25 protein-coding genes are annotated in these 20,851 nt (G+C 62.8%); 9 read left to right on the forward strand and 16 right to left on the reverse strand.

Annotated elements, in window-relative coordinates:
- Nucleotides 1–85: 85 nt before the first annotated feature.
- Nucleotides 86–742, forward strand: coding sequence for an N-acetyltransferase (locus AC6CIE_RS00480; protein WP_498090743.1), 657 nt, complete (start codon nt 86–88; stop codon nt 740–742).
- Between the two features lie 230 nt (nt 743–972).
- The gene (locus AC6CIE_RS00485) at nt 973–1,248 is read left to right on the forward strand and encodes a hypothetical protein (RefSeq protein ID WP_175124287.1); all 276 of its coding nucleotides are present in this window, start codon (nt 973–975) and stop codon (nt 1,246–1,248) included.
- A 19-nt stretch (nt 1,249–1,267) separates the two neighbouring features.
- On the opposite strand, the gene AC6CIE_RS00490 is transcribed toward AC6CIE_RS00485, so the two are convergent.
- The 3 genes from AC6CIE_RS00490 to ypfJ form a co-directional block, all read right to left on the reverse strand.
- The gene (locus AC6CIE_RS00490) at nt 1,268–2,032 is read right to left on the reverse strand and encodes a DUF1828 domain-containing protein (RefSeq protein ID WP_175124286.1); all 765 of its coding nucleotides are present in this window, start codon (nt 2,030–2,032) and stop codon (nt 1,268–1,270) included.
- A complete protein-coding gene (locus AC6CIE_RS00495; RefSeq protein WP_175124285.1) occupies nt 2,029–2,565 on the reverse strand; it encodes a hypothetical protein in 537 nt (178 codons plus the stop codon). The genes AC6CIE_RS00490 and AC6CIE_RS00495 overlap by 4 nt, the downstream gene beginning before the upstream one ends.
- 243 nt (nt 2,566–2,808) lie before the next feature.
- Nucleotides 2,809–3,660 (reverse strand): KPN_02809 family neutral zinc metallopeptidase, encoded by an 852-nt coding sequence (gene ypfJ, locus AC6CIE_RS00500; RefSeq protein WP_175124284.1) that lies wholly within the window; start codon nt 3,658–3,660, stop codon nt 2,809–2,811.
- A gap of 85 nt (nt 3,661–3,745) precedes the next feature.
- On the opposite strand from ypfJ, the gene AC6CIE_RS00505 reads away from it, so the two are divergent.
- The 4 genes from AC6CIE_RS00505 (at nt 3,746) to bamC (ending at nt 7,224) form a co-directional block, all read left to right on the forward strand.
- A complete protein-coding gene (locus AC6CIE_RS00505; RefSeq protein WP_175124283.1) occupies nt 3,746–4,372 on the forward strand; it encodes an L-threonylcarbamoyladenylate synthase in 627 nt (208 codons plus the stop codon).
- Between the two features lie 69 nt (nt 4,373–4,441).
- Nucleotides 4,442–5,089 carry a site-2 protease family protein gene (locus tag AC6CIE_RS00510; RefSeq protein ID WP_175124282.1) on the forward strand — a complete coding sequence of 216 codons (648 nt, stop codon included), beginning with the start codon at nt 4,442–4,444 and terminating at the stop codon, nt 5,087–5,089.
- 87 nt (nt 5,090–5,176) lie between these two features.
- Nucleotides 5,177–6,082 (forward strand): 4-hydroxy-tetrahydrodipicolinate synthase, encoded by a 906-nt coding sequence (gene dapA, locus AC6CIE_RS00515; protein WP_498090744.1) that lies wholly within the window; start codon nt 5,177–5,179, stop codon nt 6,080–6,082.
- 17 nt (nt 6,083–6,099) lie between these two features.
- Entirely contained in the window at nt 6,100–7,224 is a 1,125-nt protein-coding gene (bamC, locus tag AC6CIE_RS00520) for an NlpB/DapX family lipoprotein (RefSeq protein ID WP_175124280.1), read from the forward strand.
- Nucleotides 7,225–7,340: 116 nt separating this feature from the next.
- Here bamC and AC6CIE_RS00525 read toward each other — a convergent pair whose 3' ends face one another.
- From AC6CIE_RS00525 to mutS, 3 genes are all read right to left on the reverse strand, one after another.
- A complete protein-coding gene (locus tag AC6CIE_RS00525; RefSeq protein WP_224776987.1) occupies nt 7,341–7,556 on the reverse strand; it encodes an endopeptidase in 216 nt (71 codons plus the stop codon).
- Between the two features lie 221 nt (nt 7,557–7,777).
- Nucleotides 7,778–8,971, reverse strand: coding sequence for a ribosomal protein uL16 3-hydroxylase (locus AC6CIE_RS00530; RefSeq protein ID WP_498090745.1), 1,194 nt, complete (start codon nt 8,969–8,971; stop codon nt 7,778–7,780).
- The gene (gene mutS / locus AC6CIE_RS00535; RefSeq protein WP_498090746.1) at nt 8,968–11,640 is read right to left on the reverse strand and encodes a DNA mismatch repair protein MutS; all 2,673 of its coding nucleotides are present in this window, start codon (nt 11,638–11,640) and stop codon (nt 8,968–8,970) included. The genes AC6CIE_RS00530 and mutS overlap by 4 nt, the downstream gene beginning before the upstream one ends.
- A 169-nt stretch (nt 11,641–11,809) precedes the next feature.
- Between mutS and AC6CIE_RS00540 the strand changes: the two genes are divergently transcribed.
- A complete protein-coding gene (locus AC6CIE_RS00540; RefSeq protein WP_498090747.1) occupies nt 11,810–13,099 on the forward strand; it encodes a tyrosine-type recombinase/integrase in 1,290 nt (429 codons plus the stop codon).
- Here the strand turns inward: AC6CIE_RS00540 and AC6CIE_RS00545 are convergent.
- Together AC6CIE_RS00545 and AC6CIE_RS00550 are read right to left on the reverse strand one after the other, a co-directional pair.
- Nucleotides 13,096–13,362, reverse strand: coding sequence for a helix-turn-helix transcriptional regulator (locus AC6CIE_RS00545; protein WP_313492014.1), 267 nt, complete (start codon nt 13,360–13,362; stop codon nt 13,096–13,098). The genes AC6CIE_RS00540 and AC6CIE_RS00545 overlap by 4 nt on opposite strands.
- Before the next feature lie 89 nt (nt 13,363–13,451).
- Nucleotides 13,452–13,967, reverse strand: coding sequence for a hypothetical protein (locus tag AC6CIE_RS00550; protein WP_498090748.1), 516 nt, complete (start codon nt 13,965–13,967; stop codon nt 13,452–13,454).
- A 391-nt stretch (nt 13,968–14,358) separates the two neighbouring features.
- Between AC6CIE_RS00550 and AC6CIE_RS00555 the strand changes: the two genes are divergently transcribed.
- The gene (locus AC6CIE_RS00555) at nt 14,359–14,889 is read left to right on the forward strand and encodes a hypothetical protein (RefSeq protein WP_498090749.1); all 531 of its coding nucleotides are present in this window, start codon (nt 14,359–14,361) and stop codon (nt 14,887–14,889) included.
- A gap of 364 nt (nt 14,890–15,253) precedes the next feature.
- Here the strand turns inward: AC6CIE_RS00555 and AC6CIE_RS00560 are convergent, their stop codons facing one another.
- From AC6CIE_RS00560 to AC6CIE_RS00585, 6 genes are all read right to left on the reverse strand, one after another.
- Nucleotides 15,254–15,574, reverse strand: coding sequence for a hypothetical protein (locus tag AC6CIE_RS00560; protein WP_498090750.1), 321 nt, complete (start codon nt 15,572–15,574; stop codon nt 15,254–15,256).
- A 24-nt stretch (nt 15,575–15,598) separates the two neighbouring features.
- Entirely contained in the window at nt 15,599–16,597 is a 999-nt protein-coding gene (locus tag AC6CIE_RS00565) for a ParB/RepB/Spo0J family partition protein (protein ID WP_498090751.1), read from the reverse strand.
- Between the two features lie 14 nt (nt 16,598–16,611).
- A complete protein-coding gene (locus AC6CIE_RS00570; protein WP_498091536.1) occupies nt 16,612–17,508 on the reverse strand; it encodes a recombination-associated protein RdgC in 897 nt (298 codons plus the stop codon).
- Between the two features lie 15 nt (nt 17,509–17,523).
- Nucleotides 17,524–17,889, reverse strand: coding sequence for a hypothetical protein (locus tag AC6CIE_RS00575; RefSeq protein WP_175185688.1), 366 nt, complete (start codon nt 17,887–17,889; stop codon nt 17,524–17,526).
- 271 nt (nt 17,890–18,160) lie between these two features.
- A complete protein-coding gene (locus AC6CIE_RS00580) occupies nt 18,161–18,394 on the reverse strand; it encodes a hypothetical protein (protein ID WP_498090752.1) in 234 nt (77 codons plus the stop codon).
- Nucleotides 18,391–18,519: a hypothetical protein gene (locus tag AC6CIE_RS00585; RefSeq protein WP_498090753.1), complete on the reverse strand. Its 129-nt coding sequence runs from the start codon at nt 18,517–18,519 to the stop codon at nt 18,391–18,393. The genes AC6CIE_RS00580 and AC6CIE_RS00585 overlap by 4 nt, the downstream gene beginning before the upstream one ends.
- Nucleotides 18,520–18,666: 147 nt before the next feature.
- Between AC6CIE_RS00585 and AC6CIE_RS00590 the strand changes: the two genes are divergently transcribed.
- Nucleotides 18,667–19,527, forward strand: coding sequence for a hypothetical protein (locus tag AC6CIE_RS00590; protein WP_498090754.1), 861 nt, complete (start codon nt 18,667–18,669; stop codon nt 19,525–19,527).
- A gap of 45 nt (nt 19,528–19,572) precedes the next feature.
- Here the strand turns inward: AC6CIE_RS00590 and AC6CIE_RS00595 are convergent, their stop codons facing one another.
- Nucleotides 19,573–19,845, reverse strand: a complete 273-nt coding sequence (locus AC6CIE_RS00595) for a hypothetical protein (RefSeq protein WP_498090755.1) — start codon at nt 19,843–19,845, stop codon at nt 19,573–19,575.
- A 17-nt stretch (nt 19,846–19,862) separates the two neighbouring features.
- Nucleotides 19,863–20,567 (reverse strand): hypothetical protein, encoded by a 705-nt coding sequence (locus AC6CIE_RS00600; protein ID WP_498090756.1) that lies wholly within the window; start codon nt 20,565–20,567, stop codon nt 19,863–19,865.
- Nucleotides 20,568–20,851 lie beyond the last annotated feature (284 nt).

Consider the following 20,851-nt stretch of genomic DNA (forward strand, 5'->3'; position numbering starts at 1 on the left):
CACACAACCTTTCAAGCCGCGGATGCGGCTTTTTTTACGTCCCGTCCCTCGCGGACAGCTTCTCAACCCTGTACAGGAGGTGGCCTTGCCTACGCTGGCCCTGCACGCGTTCCGTCACGTCATGTCGATCGTGACGGAATTGCGCATCGACGTTAACCATAGTCCCGAAGAAGTGGATAAGGAACTCGATGCCATCCACAACCGCATGAATCGTCCAATGGACCGCCTGCATGGATTGCCGGAGGTCAAGACCGATATCCCTGGCATTGTGCTTCGCTACCGCGAGGCCGACGGCGAGTATTACGTGTATGTGGTGGACGTGCGGCGCGGCCGGCTGGCGGGTTATACCGTCTTCAACCGCCTGATCGAAGTGGGGCGGCGCGCCGATCCCTACGTGCGCGCGCCGCATTCCAAGTACGCCGCCCCCTACCAAGGCATGGGACTGGCCACCGCGGTGTACCGCTGGGCGCTGGATGCGGGTTTGTGCATCCTAAGCGGCGCCCGTCAGTCGGTGGGGGCGCATCGTCTGTGGATGGGGCTGGCGCGCGATTATGTGCTGGGCTTCGTGGACCTGCGCAGCAAGCAGCTCACGTATCTGGGAAGTGAGGTCAGTCCGGCCGTGCGGGACGACCTGCATACCCGCATGATCCTGCTCGGTAAAGGCTGGCGGCTGGACGATTACATGCGCATGACAGGGATGAAAGTGTCCCGGGATGCACTTTCGCAACAGGGCCTAGGGTAAATCCCCGGAAACCGCTGTTGATGCTGCACCGCTAAATGGCGGTGCAGCCCCGCAAGCCGCGTCTACGCTGACTCTCGGCAAAATGGCCATTTTGATTCCCAGCGGTTGAGAAACGGGGACGCGCTTGCGGCAGCGCAACAGTGTTTCCATTTTCTGCTTGGGTTACAAAACTTATCCGGATTGTCATCGAATCACGGAGTATGCTCGACGGCAGATAGAGGACTACCGAAGTGCATCAGAACAACTTGATCTACAAGGGATACCGCCTCACGGCCAAGGTTTCCCGGGGCAGCGGCGCTATCGAAGTTCCGGCGCAATCCAGCGGCCCTGTCTTCATCGCATCGGTGATGGTCGTGCAGGCAGGCGCCATCCTTGAAGGCGGCGACGAATACCCCGTACCGCAATTTGCCGGCGGTGGCTTTGTCTACAGCCCGCGCGAGGCCGTCCATGCGGCCATTCTGCATGGCCGCGAAATCGTGGACGGCCTGACCAATCTGCCGTCCTGACCCGCCTGACTTTCGACGGCTACGTCGAAAACACTTCGCGCCAGTCGCGCGTCTTGGCCAGCGTCTGCACGGTGGCGGACTGCTCCAGGATCGTCACGGCCTTCTTGAATTCCTCGGCCGACGCGCCGTCTTCCAGAATCACCATGCGCGAGTTGCGCGCATCGGCCATCTTCACGTCCGACATCTTGCCGTGAGTCTGATAGACCTGCGTCCAGTCCATCTTCTTGCCCGCCTTCAGGGCGATGGGCTCGATGTAGGTGAGGGCGGTGCTGCCCGCCGCACGCACCGCGTACGCGAAGTCCGCCGTGTGACCGCTGCTGCCCTTGGCGCGCGCGCCCTTGACCATGCGGTTCACGCCCACGCCTTCGGCCAGCGCGCGTCCCACCTGGGCGCGGAAGCGCAGCTGGCTGAAACGTGGCATCCACTTCGCGCACTGAAACGACAGGGCCATCGCCAGCTTTACCGCGTCCCATAGCGCTTCCTGCAACTGCTCATTCGGGCCCGACGCCACGATCGCGCCCGACCGGTCGAAGTGGGCGAGGGTGACGCCCGGCGTCTCGTTCAGGATGTCGATGCGCTTGGCCGCTACCTCGATGCCGAAGCTCGACGCGTGCATCGCGGTCTCACAGGCGTCGGTCAGGTAGAACGACGACTCGTCAGGATGCGCGATGAAAAAGGCGGCGTGCTGGCCGTCAAGGCCCAGCGTCATGGGAGACACGGCGCGGATGGCGTGTTCGCCCGCCGGCAGGACGGTCCAGCCGGAGGCTTCCAGAAAATTACTCATAGGATCAGTTCGATTTGGCGGCCTTTGAGGGGATGCGCAAAGCCGCCGGCCAGCGTCAGATTCGCTCGCGGCAGGAAATACTGCATCAGCGCCGCGATGGTGTCCAGCGCGGGCACGACGGGCTCGGCATAGCCTTCGCCTTCCTCGACCCAGATGTGCTCATGGCTGCGGTCGGCCAGCGGCTTGCGGTACTGCGGCCGGTCCGCGCCCACCAGGCTGGTGTGAAACGAGTCGTCGGTGTCCACCCCGTACACCCGGTGCGGCCCGACGAACAGGCTGGCACAGAACGCTTCCGTCAGAAAGATGGTGGCCTGGCCGTGCACTGCGGTGCGGGCGCCCCGGTACATGACGCGAAAGATCACGTCTTCGCGCACGTCGCCCTTGATCTTGCAAGGGCTGCTGAACTCCATCCACTGCGCGCTGCCCGCCGCCGGCTTCGGGACCCAGACGATGGGCTTCGCGGTTTCCTTGGGTTCGGCAAGAATCTCTTGCACCTCATCAACGGTGATTAGCGGTTCGAACTTGTTGGCCATGGAAACAGATAAAGGGTCTTGGAGGGCGCGTGGGCAAACCGGCGAGTGGCGTGCGCTGCGCCCGCCGCGCCGCGGAGATGAACACGCGCGCGCAGCATTGCGAGGGGGCGTAATCTTACAAGATGAAGACGGCAGGGGTTGGTTGACTGTATGGATATACAGTCAAGCGGGCGGCCGGCCTGGAATGATGGCATGCCGGTGCCGGTGCCGGTGCCGCTGCCGGCGCCCAGCGCGAATCTGCCGTCACAGCGATGTCGCACCAAACGTGTCGCACTGCTTGATGCTGCCGCTTTCCAGGCCGCGCTTGAACCACCGCACGCGCTGCGCGGAACTGCCGTGCGTGAAGGCATCGGGCACCACGTAGCCCTGGCTCTGCTTCTGCAGCCGGTCGTCGCCGATGGCGGTGGCCGCTGCCAGCGCTTCTTCGACGTCGCCGCCTTCAAGAATGTTGCGCGCCGCATCGGCGCGCTGCGCCCACAGGCCGGCAAAGCAGTCCGCCTGCAGCTCCAGCCGCACCGACAGCGCATTGGCCTGCGACGGGTTGCGACGGCGCAGTTGGTCAACTTGGTCCGAAATGCCCAGCAGGTGCTGCACATGATGGCCGACTTCATGCGCGATCACATACGCCTGCGCGAAATCGCCCGGCGCCTTGAACCGGTTCTGCAGCTCGTCAAAGAACGACAGGTCTATATAGACCTTGCTGTCGCCAGGGCAGTAGAAGGGCCCCATGGCCGATTGGCCGGTGCCGCAGGCCGTCGGCGTAGCGCCGCGAAAGAGCACCAGCTTGGGTTCGACGTACTGGCGGTTCAGTTCCTTCTGGAAGATGGCATTCCACACGTCCTCGGTTTCGCCCAGCACCTTGGACACGAAGACGGCCTGCGGATCGTTGGCCGGCGGGGCCGTGGCGGGCGCCTGCTCCTGCACCGCCGGCCCCTCGGCCATGTCGAGGACCACGCGGGGATCCACGCCGAAGTACATTGCGACAAGGGCAAGTACTATCGTGCCTATGCCGATGGTGCCGCGGCCCCCGATTCGCGGGCCGCCCGACCGGCGGTCTTCCACATTGTTGCTCTGGCGCGAATTTCCAAGGCGCATATTCGTTCTCCGGGGCGGATCGGCGATACCGCCATTTTGCATCGCCGCGCAATTGAGCGGCTTTCAAGGATGTTAGGATAAACCCATGGCTTTGTACTTCTCCGTCCACCCAGCAAATCCCCAGCCGCGGCTGCTCAAGCAAGCCGCGCAATGGCTTAACGACGGGGGGCTGGTGGCTGTGCCCACCGACTCCAGTTATGCCGTCGTCGCCCGCCTGGACGACAAAAGCGCCGCCGACGGACTGCGCCGCCTGCGCGGACTCGACGAACGCCACCACCTCACGCTTCTATGCCGCGACCTGGCTGAAATTGGCCACTTCGCCCGCGTCGACAACAAGCAGTACCGCCTGCTGAAAGCCGCGACCCCTGGCCCCTGGACCTTCATCCTCGAGGCCACCAAGGAAGTCCCGCGGCGCGTATCGCACCCCTCGCGCAAGACCATCGGCATCCGCGTGCCGGATCACGCCGTCCTCCTGGGCTTGCTGGAGCAGGCGGGCTCGCCGCTCCTGTCCACGACGCTCATTCCCAAGGATGAAACCGAGGCGCTGAACGACGCCGAGGAAATCCGCGAGCGCTACGACCACGATCTGGCCGCCATCATCGATGCAGGCGCCTGCCCGCAGGCGCCCACCACGGTGATCGACCTCACGGCCGACGAGCCGGTCGTCGTGCGCCTGGGCCGCGGCGATCCCGCCACGCTCGGACTTGTCTGATTTCACCCCTCGCCTCGATGCACGAGACGTGCCGCGCGAGGGCGTGGCTCATCTACAATCCGGTTCGCCATGAATGACATCATCCAAACCATTGCGGTCTACGCGATACCGGTTATCTTCGCCATCACCCTGCACGAGGCCGCGCACGGCTACGTGGCGCGCATGTTGGGCGATCCGACCGCCTACCAGGCCGGACGGGTCAGCCTGAATCCGGCGCGGCACATCGACCCCGTCGGCACGCTGCTGGTACCGGTCGCCATCCTGCTGGCCTCCAAGCTGATCGGCGGCTCCATGCTGCTCTTCGGCTGGGCCAAGCCGGTTCCCGTCGACTTCGGCCGCCTGCGCCGTCCCAAAAAGGACATGGCCTGGGTGGCGCTGGCCGGCCCGGCTGCCAATATGTTCATGGCCATCCTGTGGGCGCTGTCGCTGCGCCTGTTCATGGAAAGCGGCCTGCACGAAAGCTTCTGGTTCGAAATGGCGGTGGCGGGCGTCAACGTCAACCTCGTGCTGATGGCGCTGAACTTGCTGCCCATCCTGCCCCTGGACGGCGGACGCATCCTGTTCAGCCTGCTGCCCAATCGTCTGGCCTGGCAATACTCGAAAATCGAGCCGTATGGCTTGATCATCGTCATTGTGCTTTTGGTCACCGATGTGCTCTGGTTATTGATGCAACCGGTGCTCGGGCTGGGAACGACAATCGTTCAGTGGTTTCTGTAAGATTCCCCCCAATATCCGTTAAACTCAGCGGTTTCACTGAATCAGGCCCTGGGGCAATCCCGCCGCGGGGTTTTGGAGCCCGAATCTATGGCATCCCCTGCTACCGCCGCAGGCGTTAATTTCCAGGGCAGCATGGTGGCCCTGGTCACCCCAATGCAACCCGACGGCAGCCTGGACTACGCTGCCTACCGGTCGTTGATCGACTGGCACGTCCAGGAAGGCACCGACGCGCTGGTGGTGGTGGGCACCACCGGGGAGTCGCCCACGGTCTCCATGGAAGAACACGCGGAACTGATCCGCGTTGCCGTCGAACTCGCCGCCGGCCGCATTCCGGTCATTGCTGGCGTGGGCGCCAACTCCACCGACGAAGCCATCCACCTGACGCGCCACGCCAAGGCGGTCGGCGCCCACGCTGGCTTGTCGGTCGTGCCTTACTACAACAAGCCGTCGCAAGAAGGCCTGTACCGCCACTTCCGCACCATCGCGGAAGCCGTCGACCTGCCCACCATCCTGTACAACGTGCCGGGCCGTACCGTTGCCGACATGAGCAACGACACGATCCTGCGTCTGGCGCAGGTGCCGGGCATCATCGGCATCAAGGACGCCACTGGCGACATCGCCCGCGGCGGCCTGCTCCTCCGCGAGGCGCCTGCCAGCTTCCAGGTCTTCAGCGGCGACGATCCCACCGCGGCCGCTCTTATCCTGCTGGGCGCGCGCGGCAACATTTCCGTCACGGCCAACGTGGCGCCCAAGCTCATGCGCGACCTCTGTGCCGCCGCCCTGGCGGGCGACGTGCCGAAGGTCCGTGAACTTAACGCGTTCCTGGCGCGTCTGAACAAGGCTTTGTTCGTTGAAGCCAACCCCATCCCCGTCAAGTGGGCGTTGGCCGAAATGGGCCGCAGCGCGCTTGGCTACCGACTGCCACTGGTCGAACTGAGCGCGCCGCATCACGCAACGGTGCGCAACGCGCTCCAGGAAACGGGACTGCTCTAAATATCGTGAGGAAACGTATGAACAAGCGTCATGCCGGTTTGTCGGCATTGATGTCTCTGGTGTTGCTGGCCGGGTGCTCCGAGGTCAACCAATTCCTGGGCAATGAAGAATCGGTCGACTACAAGAGCGCAGTGAACCAACGCGGAGAGCCCCTGAGCATTCCGCCCGACCTGACGCAAGCCAACAGCGACCCCCGCTACCGCGCGCCGGCATCCGGCTCCACCACCTTCTCTGAGTTCCAGCAGCAAGGCGTGGCCCAGGCCAGCGCCCCGAAGACCAGCAACGTGCTGCCCAGCCGCTCCGACATGCGTGTCGAGCGCGACGGCGACCTGCGCTGGCTCGTGGTGGACCGTCCGCCCGAGCAGGTCTTCCCCCGCCTGATCGACTTCTGGACCGAAAGCGGCTTTACCGTCGCCACCAACAACCCTGGTGCCGGCCTGATCGAAACGGACTGGGCCGAGAACCGCGCCAAGATCCCGGAAAGCTGGCTTCGCCAAGCCCTGGGCGCCGTGCTGGAAACGGCCTGGGATAGCGGCGAGCGCGAAAAATTCCGCACCCGCGTCGAACGCGTCAACGGCCACACCGAGATCTACGTCAGCCACCGCCAGATGCTTGAGAAGCGCGTCGGTTCCGACGGCGCCCAGGTGCAGTGGCAGAACGGCAAGGAAGACCCGGGCCTGAACGCCGCCATGCTGGCGCGCATGATGGTCTACCTGGGCACCGACGTCGACAACGCCCGCAGGCTGGTGCAGCAGGCGGAAGCCTCGCCGCAGCGTCCGGCTGTTCAGCAGGACGTCCGCGCGCAGGGCGCGTCGCTCATCGTCAGCGAATCCTTCGACCGCGCCTGGCGCCGTGTCGGCGTGGCGCTTGACGGCGGCGGCTTCGCCGTCGAAGACCGCGACCGTTCGGCTGGCGACTACTTCGTTCGCTATGTCGACACGGACACCGGCGAAAAGATGGAACAGCCCGGCTTCTTCAGCCGCATGTTCTCCGGCGACAAGAAGGCGCAGGCGCCCCAGTACCGCATCCACCTGGTGGGCAACGGCGAACAGACCACCGTCTCGGTACTGGACGCCAACGGTTCGCCTGACAACAGCCCGACGGCGCAGCGCCTGCTGAGCGTCCTGAAGGACAAGATGTAATTGAAACGACCTCGCCGCGCACGCTCAGCGTGCCGCGGCAAGGCACAAAAAAACCCTGGCATGACATGCCAGGGTTTTTTTTGCGTCTTTCAGGGCGGGGGTTCGTGCCTGAAGATTTACGACGCGGGGGTGGTCGAGCCGCCCGGGGTGGTCGAACCAGAGCCGGGCGTCGTGCCAGGGGTCGGCGCGGGCGATGCCGGCGGCGTGCCGCCAGGAGCGGGCGTGGTCGCGCCGGGAGTGGGGTTGGCCGCCGGTGCCGGGGCATCTTCCTTCTTGTTGCAAGCGCTGAGCGCGACGGCCAGCACCGAGGCAATAATCAAGGTTTTGCTCATCATTATTTGAACTCCTGTAGATGACGACTCTTGAAACCCCGTTAGGGGAAACCAGAACTCAGGCTACAGGAAGGTTCATGCCGATCGCGTGTGAAAGTTAAAGCGGTGGCATCCCAAAAGCAACAAACCTTTCAGCTTGGTGTTATCTCTTTCTTGATGTGACCCGGCTTACAGACCTGATTTCTTTCTGTGCGACACGGATACTTTCAGGTTTCCAGATACTACTCGGGGCGGTAATGAATCCAACCCGAGTCCAGCCAATCCGCCAGGCAGGCGCGCGCTTCCTCTGACAGACGGGCGCAAGCGGGATGCGCACAATCCAGGCTACGCGCATCGGCCAAGAGTCGCAATGCCACATCTGCGGGCGTCATGGCCGTTTCCCCGTTGATGAAAAGCTGCTTGCCGCGATACAGCATGCGGCTGCGGCGATTCAACACCAGGCGGCCGGACGCGGGCCAATCCTCTTCCAGATCGACATCCAACCCCTCGGGCGCATCGAACACGCTGAGGTTGCTGGGCTCGGTCAGCCAGCAGCCCAGGAAGCGCGATGCCAGGGCATCGTCAAAACGCAGCTTTTCGACCGTTTCCAGCGTGGCGGCCACCAGTCCGTCCGGCAACGCCGCGGGCGTGTCCACCGCCGGCTGGCCCGGGTCACGGTAGACCGCCGACAGCTTGGGGCCGGGCAGGGCGGGTTCGCCATAGGGACCGCCCAGAAGGCCCACGCGAGCCATCACCTGGTCCGCAGCGGCTTCAAGGAGGCCGCGCGCCAATGTTGCCTGCGTCGGCGCCCGGAAACCGATGGAGATCGTCATGCAGCCGTCTCCCATGGCAATGCCGTCATGCGCGGCCTGCGGCGGCAGGTACAGCATGTCGCCCGGCGCCAGCACTGCCTTTTCCTCGGGCTGGAAATTGCTCAGGATCTTGAGCGGCAGACCCGGCTCCAGCGACAGGTCCTTCTGGCGGCCGTAGCTCCATTCGCGCTCGCCCGCGGCCTGCAGCAGAAACACGTCGTAGCTGTCGAAATGCGGACCGACGCCGCCGCCGTGGCTGGCGACGCTGATCATCACATCGTCCAGGCGCGCGTCCGGAATGAAGCGGAACAAGGCCATCAGTTCGGCCGCCGCATCGCTATGCAGGTCCACGCTCTGCACCAGCAGCGTCCAATCACCCTCGTTGTCCTTGGGCAGGCGTGCAAAGGGGCCGTTTTCCATCTGCCATTCGCCGTTCTCGCGCCAGATCAGACGCGATTCCACGTCGTCGCGGCGCGCGAGCTTCTTGATGGCCGCGATGGTGACGGGCGGCTTGAAAGCCGGAATGGCCTGGCGGATCAGCAGCGGCTTCTTCTGCCAGTAACGGCGCATGAAGTCGTTGGGGCTTTGATTGCCCAGGAGCGGCAGCGGTTGGTCGAGGTTCATTGGAGGTGCTTCTTCAAGCGGTAAAGGGCATCCAGCGCTTCGCGCGGGGTGAGGCTGTCGGGGTCAATGGCGGAAAGCTCCTCGCGCAGCGAGTCCAGCGCTTCGATGGCGTCCGAACGTTCGGCTTCGGCGTACGCCTGCGCGTCGGCCTCGGCGGCGGCCGAGAACAGGCCCAGCTGCGGCGTCGGGGCGCCTTGCGCTTCCAGGCGTTCAAGTTCGCGTGTCGCCTGGCGGATGACCGCGGCGGGCACGCCCGCGCGCTGCGCCACCTGAATCCCATAGCTGCGGCTGGCCGGACCTTCGCGCACTTCGTGCAGGAACACGATGCCGCTTGCCGATTCCGCGGCGGCCAGGTGCACGTTGGCGGCCGTGGCCTGCTCGGCGGGCAGACGCGTCAATTCAAAGTAGTGCGTGGCAAACAGCGTCAGCGCGCGGTTGTGCGACAAGAGGCGGCAGGCGATAGCCCACGCAAGCGCCAGGCCGTCATAGGTAGACGTGCCGCGCCCGATCTCGTCCATCAAGACCAGACTGTTGGGCGTGCTGGCCGACAGGATGGCCGCGGCCTCCGTCATTTCCATCATGAAGGTCGAGCGTCCGCCCGCCAGATCATCGGCCGCGCCGATGCGCGTGAAGATGCGATCGATCTTGCCGATCCGGGCGCGCGACGCAGGCACGAAGCTGCCGATGCGCGCCAGCAGCACAATCAGCGCCACCTGCCGCATGTACGTCGACTTACCGCCCATGTTCGGGCCGGTGATCAACAGCATGCGCCGCGCCGGATCCAGGCGGCAGCCGTTCGGCGTAAAGCGTTCGATGGCGCGCTCCACCACCGGGTGGCGGCCGGCGTCGATGTCGATGTCGGCCTGCTCTGACAGCTCGGGCGCGACCCAGTCATGGCGCTGCGCGTGCTCGGCCAGGGCGGCCAGCGTGTCCAGTTCGGCCAGCGCTGCGGCGCAGTCCGACAACGGGCGCACGTGTTCGGCCAACACGTCGAGCAATTGCTCGAACAGCCATTTTTCGCGGGCCAGCGAGCGGTCCTGCGCGGACAGCACCTTGTCTTCCCAGGTCTTGAGTTCGGGCGTGATATAGCGTTCGGCGTTCTTGAGCGTCTGGCGGCGGCGGTAGTCTTCTGGCACCTTGGCCGTCTGGCCCTTGGTGACTTCGATATAGAAGCCATGCACGCGGTTGAACTCCACGCGCAGATTGCTGATGCCGGTGCGCTCGCGCTCGCTGGCTTCGAGCTGGACCAGGAAGTCGCCGCCATCGGCGGCCAGACCGCGCAATTCGTCCAGTTCCGCGTCAAAGCCGGTTGCCAGCACGCCGCCATCGCGGATCGCCACGGCCGGCTCGGGGGCAATCGCCCGCACCAGCAGCGCGGCCAGCGCGGGATCCACCGACAGGTGGGAGATCAGTTCGCCGATACGCGGCGAGGCCGACATGGGCTCGACCAGATCGGCCAGCGCGGGTAGAGCCTGCAAAGCGTCACGCAAACTGGCCAGTTCGCGCGGGCGCACGGACCGCAGCGCCAGTCGCGCCGCGATGCGCTCGATATCGGGAAAGGCGTTCAAGGAGGCGCGCAGGGCTTCCAGCAGTCCCGCCGAACCGAACGTCTGCTCGACGTCCATACGGCCGGCCAGCAGCGCAGAAATGGCCTGCTGCCGCGCCAGCGCCTGCTCATTCTCGCGCAAGGGGTGATGCAGCCAGCGGCGCAGGAGACGGCTACCCATCGGCGTGCGGCAACCGTCCAGCAGCGAGAACAGCGTGGGCGAGTCTTCGCCCGACAGCGTCTGGGTCAGCTCCAGGTTGCAGCGCGTGACCGGGTCCAGCAACACGAACTGCCCTGGCCGCTCGGCGGACAGGCTCTGCACGTGCGCCAGCGCCTGCGACTGCGTGCGCGCGGCATAACGCAGCAGGGCGCCCGCTGCGCAAATGCCGGCCGGCATATCCTCAATATCAAAGCCCGCCAACGTGTCGGTCTTGAAATGCGCCAGCAGATGCGCACGGGCGCCGTCGCTTTCGAAGTGCCAATCCGGCACCCGGGAACGCGCGCCCTCGAACGGAAAATCGAACTCCGCGCTGTCGGCGCAAACGATCTCCGCCGGCGCGATGCGGTGCAGTTCGGATTCCAGTTGAGCCGGCGCGCATTCGGTCACCCGGAACTCGCCACTGGCCAGATTCAGCCAGGCCAGCCCGGCACGCGGCGCGCGCGCGCTGCCGCTGACGAAAATGGCCGCCAGCGCGCGGTCCGCCTTGGCGGGGAGCAGGGCGTCATCGGTCAACGTGCCAGGCGTCACAATGCGCACGATACGGCGCTCGACCGGGCCCTTCGAGGCGGCGGGATCGCCGATCTGTTCGCAGATGGCGATGGACTCGCCCATCGCGACGAGCCGCGCCAGGTATTGCTCCATGGCATGCACGGGCAGCCCGGCCATGGGAATGGGCACGCCGTTGGACGAGCCCCGCTTGGTCAACGTGAGGTTAAGCAACCGCGCGCCGCGCTCGGCGTCTTCGTAGAACATTTCATAGAAGTCGCCCATGCGATAGAACAGCAGCAACGGCCCGGCCTCGGCTTTGAGGCGCAGGTACTGCTGCATCATAGGGGTATGGCTTGACAGGTCCTCGTCCGTTTTGGCCCGAGATTTCGGCGTTATGCCTTGAGTTTCTTGCATTTATTGAGGGAGCGTCGGGAAAGTTGTCATCGTTTTATGGCCCAACTACGCCCATCGAAATCCGCCAACACTTAGCGGTTTGGCGTAGCTTTTGGCGGGGTCGAATTGAGAAGTTACGCCGCTTCGTTTAGGATTCTCGAAAAACCTACGCCAGAGGATCCTTCCCTTCATGCAATTCGACGCGCGCGCCGCTAAGCTGCTTGAGCCAGGCCGACACCTTACCATTGATGGCTATCCCGGGTTGCGGCTTGAAGCAACCGCCACCGCACGAACATGGATCTACCGGTACAAGAGCCCGGTAAGCGGCAATATGCGTCAGACGAAGTTGGGGCGCTGGCCAGCTATGTCGATCGCCGCTGCGGTTGTGGAATGGGAAGTCCTCCGGCAAAAACGCGACGCGGGGATAGACGTGGCAGTGGAGGCCAAGCAAGAGCGCCAGGCGGTGAAGGTCGCCGCTGCTGCAGCCAAAGAGAAGGCTAAAGGCGTTTTGACAGTAGCGGACGCCTGCGATATCTACGTCGCCGGCCACATCAAGCAACATCGGGCCGAAAAGGGCCAGATCGAAATCGAGCGCACGTTTCGAACCATGCTGGGGGACCTTGCGAGCAAGCCCGCAGAGGCGGTAACTCGTGCGGATGCGTTTGCGCTCATCGAATCGTTTTCCCACATTCCTGTGCAAGCACAGATCCTGCGCCGCGAACTAGGGGCAGCGTGGGACTATTGTCATGACGCGGGGAGACTGGCGGAGAACGTGCCGAATTGGTGGCGCGCAATTCTGCGCGGAAAGCTGAAATCGAAAGGGAAGGCGATCAACGGCAAGAAGGGGGGCGTCAAGAAGCGGGTCCTGTCACCGAAGGAAGCGGGGGAGCTGATACCTTGGCTCGCCAACTTTTCCCGCGACGTGGATGACTTCTTGACGATGTATCTCTGGACTTGCGCCAGAGGTGCCGAGATCGGATCTATCGAGGCTGAGGAAGTCTCGGAAGAGGCTGATGGGTTGTGGTGGACCGTACCGAAGGAAAAAACCAAGAACGTGAAGCGAGCTGAGGCGACGGATTTTCGGGTGCCGTTGGTTGGCCGTGCCGAACAAATAGTGCGGCGCCGTTTGGATGTCCATCCCGCTGGTTACTTGTTCCCCTCATATGGCAAATCAGGCCACTGGGAGCAAAAGTCGGTCCAGACGCGCGTCTACTACCATCAGCCCTACAGTGAAACCACGCCACACCGAGTGAGGGCGCGTCTGAAGGTGACTCACTGGGCGCCTCATGACTTGCGACGCACCTCGCGCACGTTCTTGGCATCGCTCGGTTGTCCGCGTGAGGTGGGTGAGGTCATTCTTGGCCATATGCTGCCCGGCGTGGAGGGAGTCTACAACCGGCACTCTTACGACAAGGAGCGCAGGATTTGGCTTCAGCGCCTGTCGGAATACTTGGAAGAGTTGGTCCGGACTCACGGCTAGACGCCTGCGCTGTCGGGCCGACCGGCTCGCGGCTTCCGAGCGCCGGTATTGGCTGGTGGCAGCATTGTGGAACGCGGCCGGCTCTTCGCCCATTCCAGGATTTCTGCGTAGAGATACCCGACCCGCCGCCCCGACAGTTCTCGCGGCGCGGGGAACTCTTCGCGAGTAACCATGGCCTGGATAGTCGATTCCGCCAGGGTGGTAATCATGGCCGCAGTAGCTAGGTCGACGTATACGGGTTCGATGTGCACCATCGGTGTCATAAATCAACCTCCATCAAGCGCCGTCTCCGGTCCGCTTGCATTGATCCAATTGCACGATTTATGAGGCATAAAGATCGCTCCAGCATCTTTTATGAGTCATTTTCGGATTGCGTTCGATGCTTGGCGCACGGCCAGCTCAGGGAGCCGTCGCCGGCGGGGCAGGAGCATTGCGCCTCGCCGGCCTGGTCCGCTCGCCACTTCCGGTAGCGTTCCAAACTGCCCTTGGCGCTGGGCTTCGGAGCGGTGATGCCCTGATGCTCGTCTAGCCAGGCCTGCACCTCACCGCCCGACCACATCTTGCGCAGGTGCGTCGGGAACAGGATGCGCATGCCCTGGCTTGCCGGGGGCGCGGCATTCCTCCTACACACGGCGCACGGGATGTTGTCGCCAGATGGCTTCCCTTCGCAGGCAACGCATTGCTTCGCTTCTCCGGATACGGGGGCGCTCGCCAGGACAGCGGCGAGTTGGTCGCGCCAAGCGTCGTGGTCGCCGGCCGGTTCGTTGTCATAGACGAACAACTCCAGCGGGGTTAGCGCTTCGCCGCGTTCCCGTTTGGTGGAAAATCGCTCCCATTCGGGTAGTTCATCGGCTACAAGGGCGTACATGTGAGAATTGATGAAGCTTGATATTGGTATCATTTAGTAATATCTCCGCTCAACTAAAAGAAAAGGTGGAGAAATGCCGCTTTGTTCGGATTGCGAGGAAATAGTGCAAAACCAGCGAGGCGCACCGGGGCACGAACGTTTAATCAGCCTCGGATATGTTCGGAGCCTTGCAGTGGCGCATGCCGGTGGGACGCACGAGGCGTTTGTGTGCTCTTCCTGCGGGGCCGAATGGGACTATTTCGACCAAAAGAAAGGTGCTATGGCGGGATGGACGCGCACTTAGCGTCGGCAGCGCGGCCGTTATCAGCGGCGCGGTCCGTAATTGCGCAGCCCGAGCCGCGTTGACGTGCATTTCGCGCCCATATGCTCAAACCGGGAGAAGAGAGGAAAAATGGAAAAGGAACCGTTTTCAGGCAAGAAGACATTGACCGTAGGCTTGTTGGCGTTGCTTGCGATCTTTGTAATCTTCAAAAAATCACCGGAAGAAATGGAAGCTTCACGCCCAAAGCAGACACCCCCGCAAATCGTCCAGACGCAGGCGGACCTCAAAGGGGTATCGGCGGTGGACGCTGAAGCGGAAAAAAAGCGGACTGCTGAGCGACAAGCTCAACAGGAACAAGAGCGGATCAGGGAAGCTGCGCGGAAGGCAGAACAGGATGCCAAGATGGCAAGATCGTTGGCGATTGCCCAAGCTCAAATTCTGATTAAAGAGTCGCTCAGAGATCCAGATTCGCTTGAGTGGGATTCCAAGTTCTATAACCTGAGCAATGGCGCCATGTGCTTTCAGTACCGTGCGAGAAACGGCTTTGGGGGTATGAATAGGGAGTATCTGGTCGTCGCAAAGGGCAAGGTGTACGAGAACCAAGCAGCGCGCTGGAACCAGTTCTGCACCAAAGGGCAGATCGAAAAGCACGGGTGGTGAACTTGGTTGGGAAGAGCGTCTTCATCGTTAAGCTAAGACCTGGATCACCGGACGCAAGAACGCGCTCCATCGTGCATCCTTTGCCGCCTCTGATGAAATTAGAAGCTAAGTAGAGTTGTTCCTTCTTTTCAACACAACCACGGACGAAATATGAATATCCCGGCTTATGCGTCACACGTACCCCGCGAAAAATTGGTCCGATACCTTTGCAAAAGCCGGTGCAATAGCACCCGCTTTGGCGAGGTCTCTAAAGCCGATTGGAAGGCCAAGCACCCCGTTGATAATGACGTTTTTGTTACATGCCTCAAATGCAGAGGGACGCAGTTGGATGCCTACAACTGGGAACGTGTTTGAGCGATCAACTTTAGTGCTGCTGCGCATCTTTAGCATCAGAGGTCGGTACTCGGCGCTTGGCTAACTCACCCCGTAGCTTTTCTTCCCAGCAAGAAGGGCAGAGCGTGTCCCAGGCCATGCCGGAGAATGCGCCCCGGCAGATAGCGCATTTCTGGGCGGGCGCAGTTGGCGAGGCGTCGGGCACGCCCAGGGCGGCGCCCAAGCGATTGCGGAGGGGCGCGTCTGCCGCGTCGAGGGCGTCGCGATAACGCTGGCGCTCTTCCGGGGTCATCTTCGCGACCATGTCGTGCAGCACACGGGTGGACAGCGCGGCCAGGTCAACGTCGTCCAATTTGTCGAGGTTTTGGGGGGGCGTTCATGCGTGGGCATCCTCTGCGGTGGGGATTTCGGCCTGGCTGGCGGTTGCCGCGGCCTCGGCCTGACGGCGTTGCTTCTCCGCCTGCTTGGCACGGACCGTTTCAACGGCGCCGTGGGCCTGGAACAGATCGAGCAGGGCGGCGGCGGGGATGGTGATGGTTTCGGCAGCTACGCGGCCTTCTTGGATGTCCAGAAGGGTAGCGCGCTGGTTGGCGTCCAATCCCTGCATGAACGTGTCCACGCCGCTGATGAGCGGGGAGACCACTTTGCGGGGCAGGGCGCGGCCGTGGATGGTGCTGGGCGTCACGCGGGACTTGCCGGAGGCCTTAGCTTTCTCAAACTCACCTTGCAGGAAGGCGCCAGCACCTTCGCCGTACTTGGCAACGGCCTCAATGGCAGTGGACGCCTTCACAGCGCCGGACCGCACGAGCGCATGCACATCGCTGTTGGCATGGGCCAGCGCGATCATCTTGGCGACCCATTGAGGGGATACCTGTTCCAGTCGGCTGATGCGCTCGTTGTCCCACTTGAAGCCCGCCAGCTTGGCGTAGCCGAAGGCGGTCTCCAGCGGCGTCAGGTGCCGGCCCTGGGCGCTGCTGATGACGCGCGCGGTGCGGTCTGCGTCGTTGCCAACGAAGGCCGTGACGTCGATCCAAACGACGCCGTCCTCATCCTGCAGCGGCGCGCCGGCGGCAATCGCGCGGCCGATCTGCGCGTGGCGGCGATGCCCGTCCACCAGCCACACGCCACCCTCGGGCCGGGGGCGGACTTCGAGCGGCGGAATCTTGCCGCCCGCCATGATGTGCTGAAACAGGGCTTCGTCGTCGGCCTCGGCGCGCTCACGTTCCTCTCCGTCCAGCAGATCGAGGGGGGTGCGCAGGTTGAAGCCGGGTTCGACGTGCAGATCTTCATAGCGGGCCTGCATGGCGTGGGCGCGCTTGATTTCCTTGGAGAGGATCTTCTGCCGGAAGGAAACGGGGGCGGTGGATTCGGTCATGGGGGCTCCAGGAATCAGAATTTCTTCTCGCCGCCGAGCGCTTCCACCAGCTCGGCAAGCATTTTGGCGAGTTCGCCCGTCATGAGAACCATGTCCGAGTCGAACTTCTCGTCATCGTTCTGCGCGTAGTCCGCGCCTTCCTTCAGCACGTCCAGTGGCGAGACACGGCGGATATCGAGGCTTTCGGTCAGAACGAACGAAATGCGGTCGGCCCAGGTCATGGCGAGGCGGGTGCATTGCTTGCCGGACTGGATGTGCCGGCGCGCGTCCTCCGCGTCGATGGAATGCTTGAGGTAGCGGACCGCCGCGCCGCTCGTGCCAGACGAGCGCAGTTCGGTGTCTTGGTCGATGGTGAAGTTGGACGGGGCTTCGTCTTCAGCCAGCCAGCCGGTCATGGCGGCGGCAGGCGACTGCGCGACGTACAGGTTTTCCAGCGGCAGGGGGTCAACCGTCTTCGCCAGCAGGCCGATGACCTCGTCTGCTTTGGCCGATGAGGCGGTGTCGATCACCAGCCAGCGATTCAACGGGTCAATCCAGACGCGGGTATCGCGATAGACGCTGAAGGCGCGCGGCAGGAGTTCGTCGGCCACGCGTTTCTTGATTTCCTTCATCTGCTTGCGGCCGGGCCTGTACCCCTGCTGCTCCTCGATTTCCTCGGCCCGCGCCCTGGCGACCTGAGCAATCACGGAGGGCGGCAACAGCTTCTTCTCGGCGCGCATGCTGAGCAGGAAGCGACCGGCAACGGCGTGGGCGAGCTCGCCGCCTACGCGGGGCGTGATCCATCCGATGGACTGCATTTCCAGATTGGTGCCGGACTGGAAGGCGTGACGCTTCAGGCCCGCCTGGAGCTTCTCTGCATAGTCAGATAGGGGAGCGGACAGGCGGTAAAACTTGAGGTTTTTGAACCACATGGTGGACATGCCTTTTTATAGGGAATGAGGAACCCAGCCGATGACGGGTTTCTTGGTTGACTTGCTGATGACGGGCGCGCCATTGGCGTCGCGCTTTTCGCCGCGCGCCATGATTTGCAGCCGGGAAGTGCGGTGCATGCGTTGGGCAAGCGTGATGTAGTCGCGGGCAAACTGCGGGGCGTCAAAGCCGCCAGACACCTGCACCGGCTTGGCCTTCGCGAGGAAGTACTCCGTCTTGACGGCAATCCAGTTGGACTCGTACTCAGCCGTGAGGCTGTCGCGGACTTCCTTCGTCATCAAAGTGAGTTGCTTTTCCCAGGCCTTCGCTGCCGCCTTGCGTGCGATGGGCTCGGTCATTCCGAATACGCAGAATGCGCTCATGGCTGCTTCCTTTTGACTCGTATGCGCTCCGGGCGCGAAACGGGGCCGGCAGGACAGCGCCCGGCCCAAATGTTGCTGATGGTCTGCGGAGAGACGCCGTAGCACTCGCCCAGGTCTTTTGCGGTTAGACGACCCTTCGCGCCCTTGATGAACGCAAGTTCTTCGGGGCGCATGGCTTCCTGTCTGGAATCTGCCCAGCGCAGGCGTCGGCGCGGCAACGGTATCGGGGGCGTCCAGCCGGCTCGATCCCGCAGAATGAAGTCGATACCGTTCATGCGACCGCCCGCAGCATCCAGCCCAGGACAGTCGGGCCGAAGAGGAAGAACGCAGCCAGCGCCAGGCTGGCGGGCCATGCCCACAGCGGGATATCCGCGTCGTCGTTCCAGTTGCCTTTGCCTGCGTGGTCCCGGGGCGCGATGAGATCGCCAAGCTTGCGGGCCAGATGGGCGATGGACGGCAGCTTCCGGCGGCACCGCGGGGGCGCCGTTGCAGCGATAGCGTTCATGATGCTTTCCAAGGATCGGCCGCGATATAGCGGCGGTTGAAGTGTTCGCCGATGGGGACCAGCACTACCGCCGCCAGGGCAAGCAGGGCCAGGCCCCACCAGACGGCGGGGATAGTTGAGGGCATGGGGATCTGCGCGGGTTTGCGCGGTGGTGGGCTTCGGAGAGCGGGCCGGTAGCCCGGGAAGACTCCTGAAAGTCACTGTCAGCGCCGGTGACGTTGCGACGCCGGCCCGCTCTCCGAAGCCGCCCCGGTTAGGGCGGAGAAGGGGCGGTGCTACTTGCTGATGCTGCTGCCGAAGTTGAAGGCGTCGATCAGTTCTTCGATGAAGCGAATGAGCATGGCAAACATCTAGATTTCCATAGGGGTAGTGGGGGCCTGAACAGGGAAGTCCGAATAGAATCTGTGCAGGCCCGAGTCACAGAGATAAAAATGGATCGCCGTCGAACACTTATTGGCGTTGTCGTCTCCCTTATCTATCTAGGGGCCGTTGTTGCGCTGTCTTGGAGTGATCGCGCGGCATTATTTAAGATGGCTCCAAATGAGGTGGGGGATTTTCTCGCGGGAATATTTGGTCCGCTTGCCGTCCTATGGCTGATTCTTGGCTACTTTCAGCAGGGGGAGGAATTGCGGCACAGCACGGAGGCGCTGAAGCAGCAGGCGGAAGAGTTGAGACAATCCGTTGAGCACCAGCAAGCTTTGGTGGAAGTCACGAGACGCCAAGTCGATGTGCAGCTTGAGAGCTTCGCGCAAGATAGAAAGAAGGAGCGGGATGCTCTGCGGCCGAAGATTTGGCTTTCTACCAACGGGTTCGCGGTATCAGGAGGGCGTACCGAGTCTCGTTTCAAATTGGAGAATTTCGGATATCGCGCTACTGACGTCTCAGTGGAGTGCTGCGTAGGCAGTAAACAGCTGCCAGCCTACCGCTATACCTCGCTCAACGAGAGCAGTTCTTTCGATTTATCCGTACATGGCTTGCAGCGCACGGATATCGGGAACATTCGGTTTGTGATCGCTTGGATCGACGGAGCGGGAGAGAAAGGCATCCTTGAGTTCCCCGGTACCGTGCAGCCTACCGATTCAAATGGGGTTCAAGTTTTCCTGGCGAAGCCATTCGAGCGAGTGGACGGCTAGTAGGCACCTGCCGATACCCCGCACGCGGGGCATGAGCCGGGGCTGTCAGGCCGCGATCTTTTCGGCTTTTGCGGGCTTTCCGCAGAAGGGGCAGAAAGACACATGCATTGGCACCGCTTTGCCGTCCTGGCTGCGGTAGCCGGGGGCATCCGCCTTTACTTGAAGGGGGATGTAGAGCCGCGCGTCCATTGCATTGCCGTCGATGACGAAGGCGACATTGCCCATCTTGACGCTGCTGATTGGGCCTTTGATTTGCGGTTGAAGGTGCGCCTTGGCTTCTTCTTCGACACGCGAAATGCACTCGCATTGCATGGTCATTTCCTCAGTGCTGGGAATCAGTCGTCGTACTGCTCGGATGCGGTCGATTCCACGTCATCCGCATCTATGTCGAAATCGATTCGCGTGCGCCCCACGTACAAGGCAAGGAGTGTGGCCTGGAAGCCGCTGATGGCATGGGGCAGGGACGATGGAGTGATTTGTTGGCCGCTCAGCTTTAGCGAATAGCATTCGCCCTCTTCGGTGAACGCAAGCTGGTATGCGGCGCTGAATCGGTCAGTCCGTGTTCCGCAGGTACTCGACTTCCGGGTATCACTGTCGAGCGCGAGGTGCCTGTGGCCGTAGGAGCCTTCCTCCAGACGGGCAAAGAATTCGGCGCCGCCTTGGACGTGCAGACCGTTGCGTGCGTCTTTCATCAACTGCGACAGCTTTATGCGTGCAGGAAGGTCGGGCAACACGCTTGCCGCAGCTTCTGCCAAGGCGGTGTTAATTGTGGCGGCATTCTGGCCGTGGACTGCTTCGCGCAGAGCCTCATTCAAGACGTGCTGGAATTTCGCCACGTCGGACACCCGGAGGCCGTGAGGCAACGCATCTGCCAACTGAACCTTGAGCGCCTTGCTGAATTCACTGTTGTAGCCGGTGGCGTCACGGACTGCGCTGGTGATCGCATCGGTCAGGTGCTTATCAAGAATGGGCTGGAGCTTTTCGGGTGCGAGTGCCTGGGAGACGGCTGCTTCCAGGTCGATATTGACTTTCAGTTCCATGGGATTCCTTTGCGCGGGCATGCGCTGGATGGGGGAGTGCTTCGGTAAGCGCTGACTCGCAGCGCTGGCCGAAACCCGCTTTTCAGCGGAATCGGAAGAGGCCGGGGTTATCGTCGCCACGCCCGGCTGGGCGTTGCCTGGCTGTGGAAGCCCAAGCACACAGGGTCCGGGGGCGCGCTAGCGCCTGGTTGGTTGTCCTGTTTCGCCCGCCGTCCCCTCTCGGGGGCGGGCGGCCTCAGTTGTTAAAGAGCGGTCTGCTTGGACACGTTTCCGAAGCAAGTGAG

This window comes from Achromobacter sp. GQ309 (assembly GCF_059759315.1).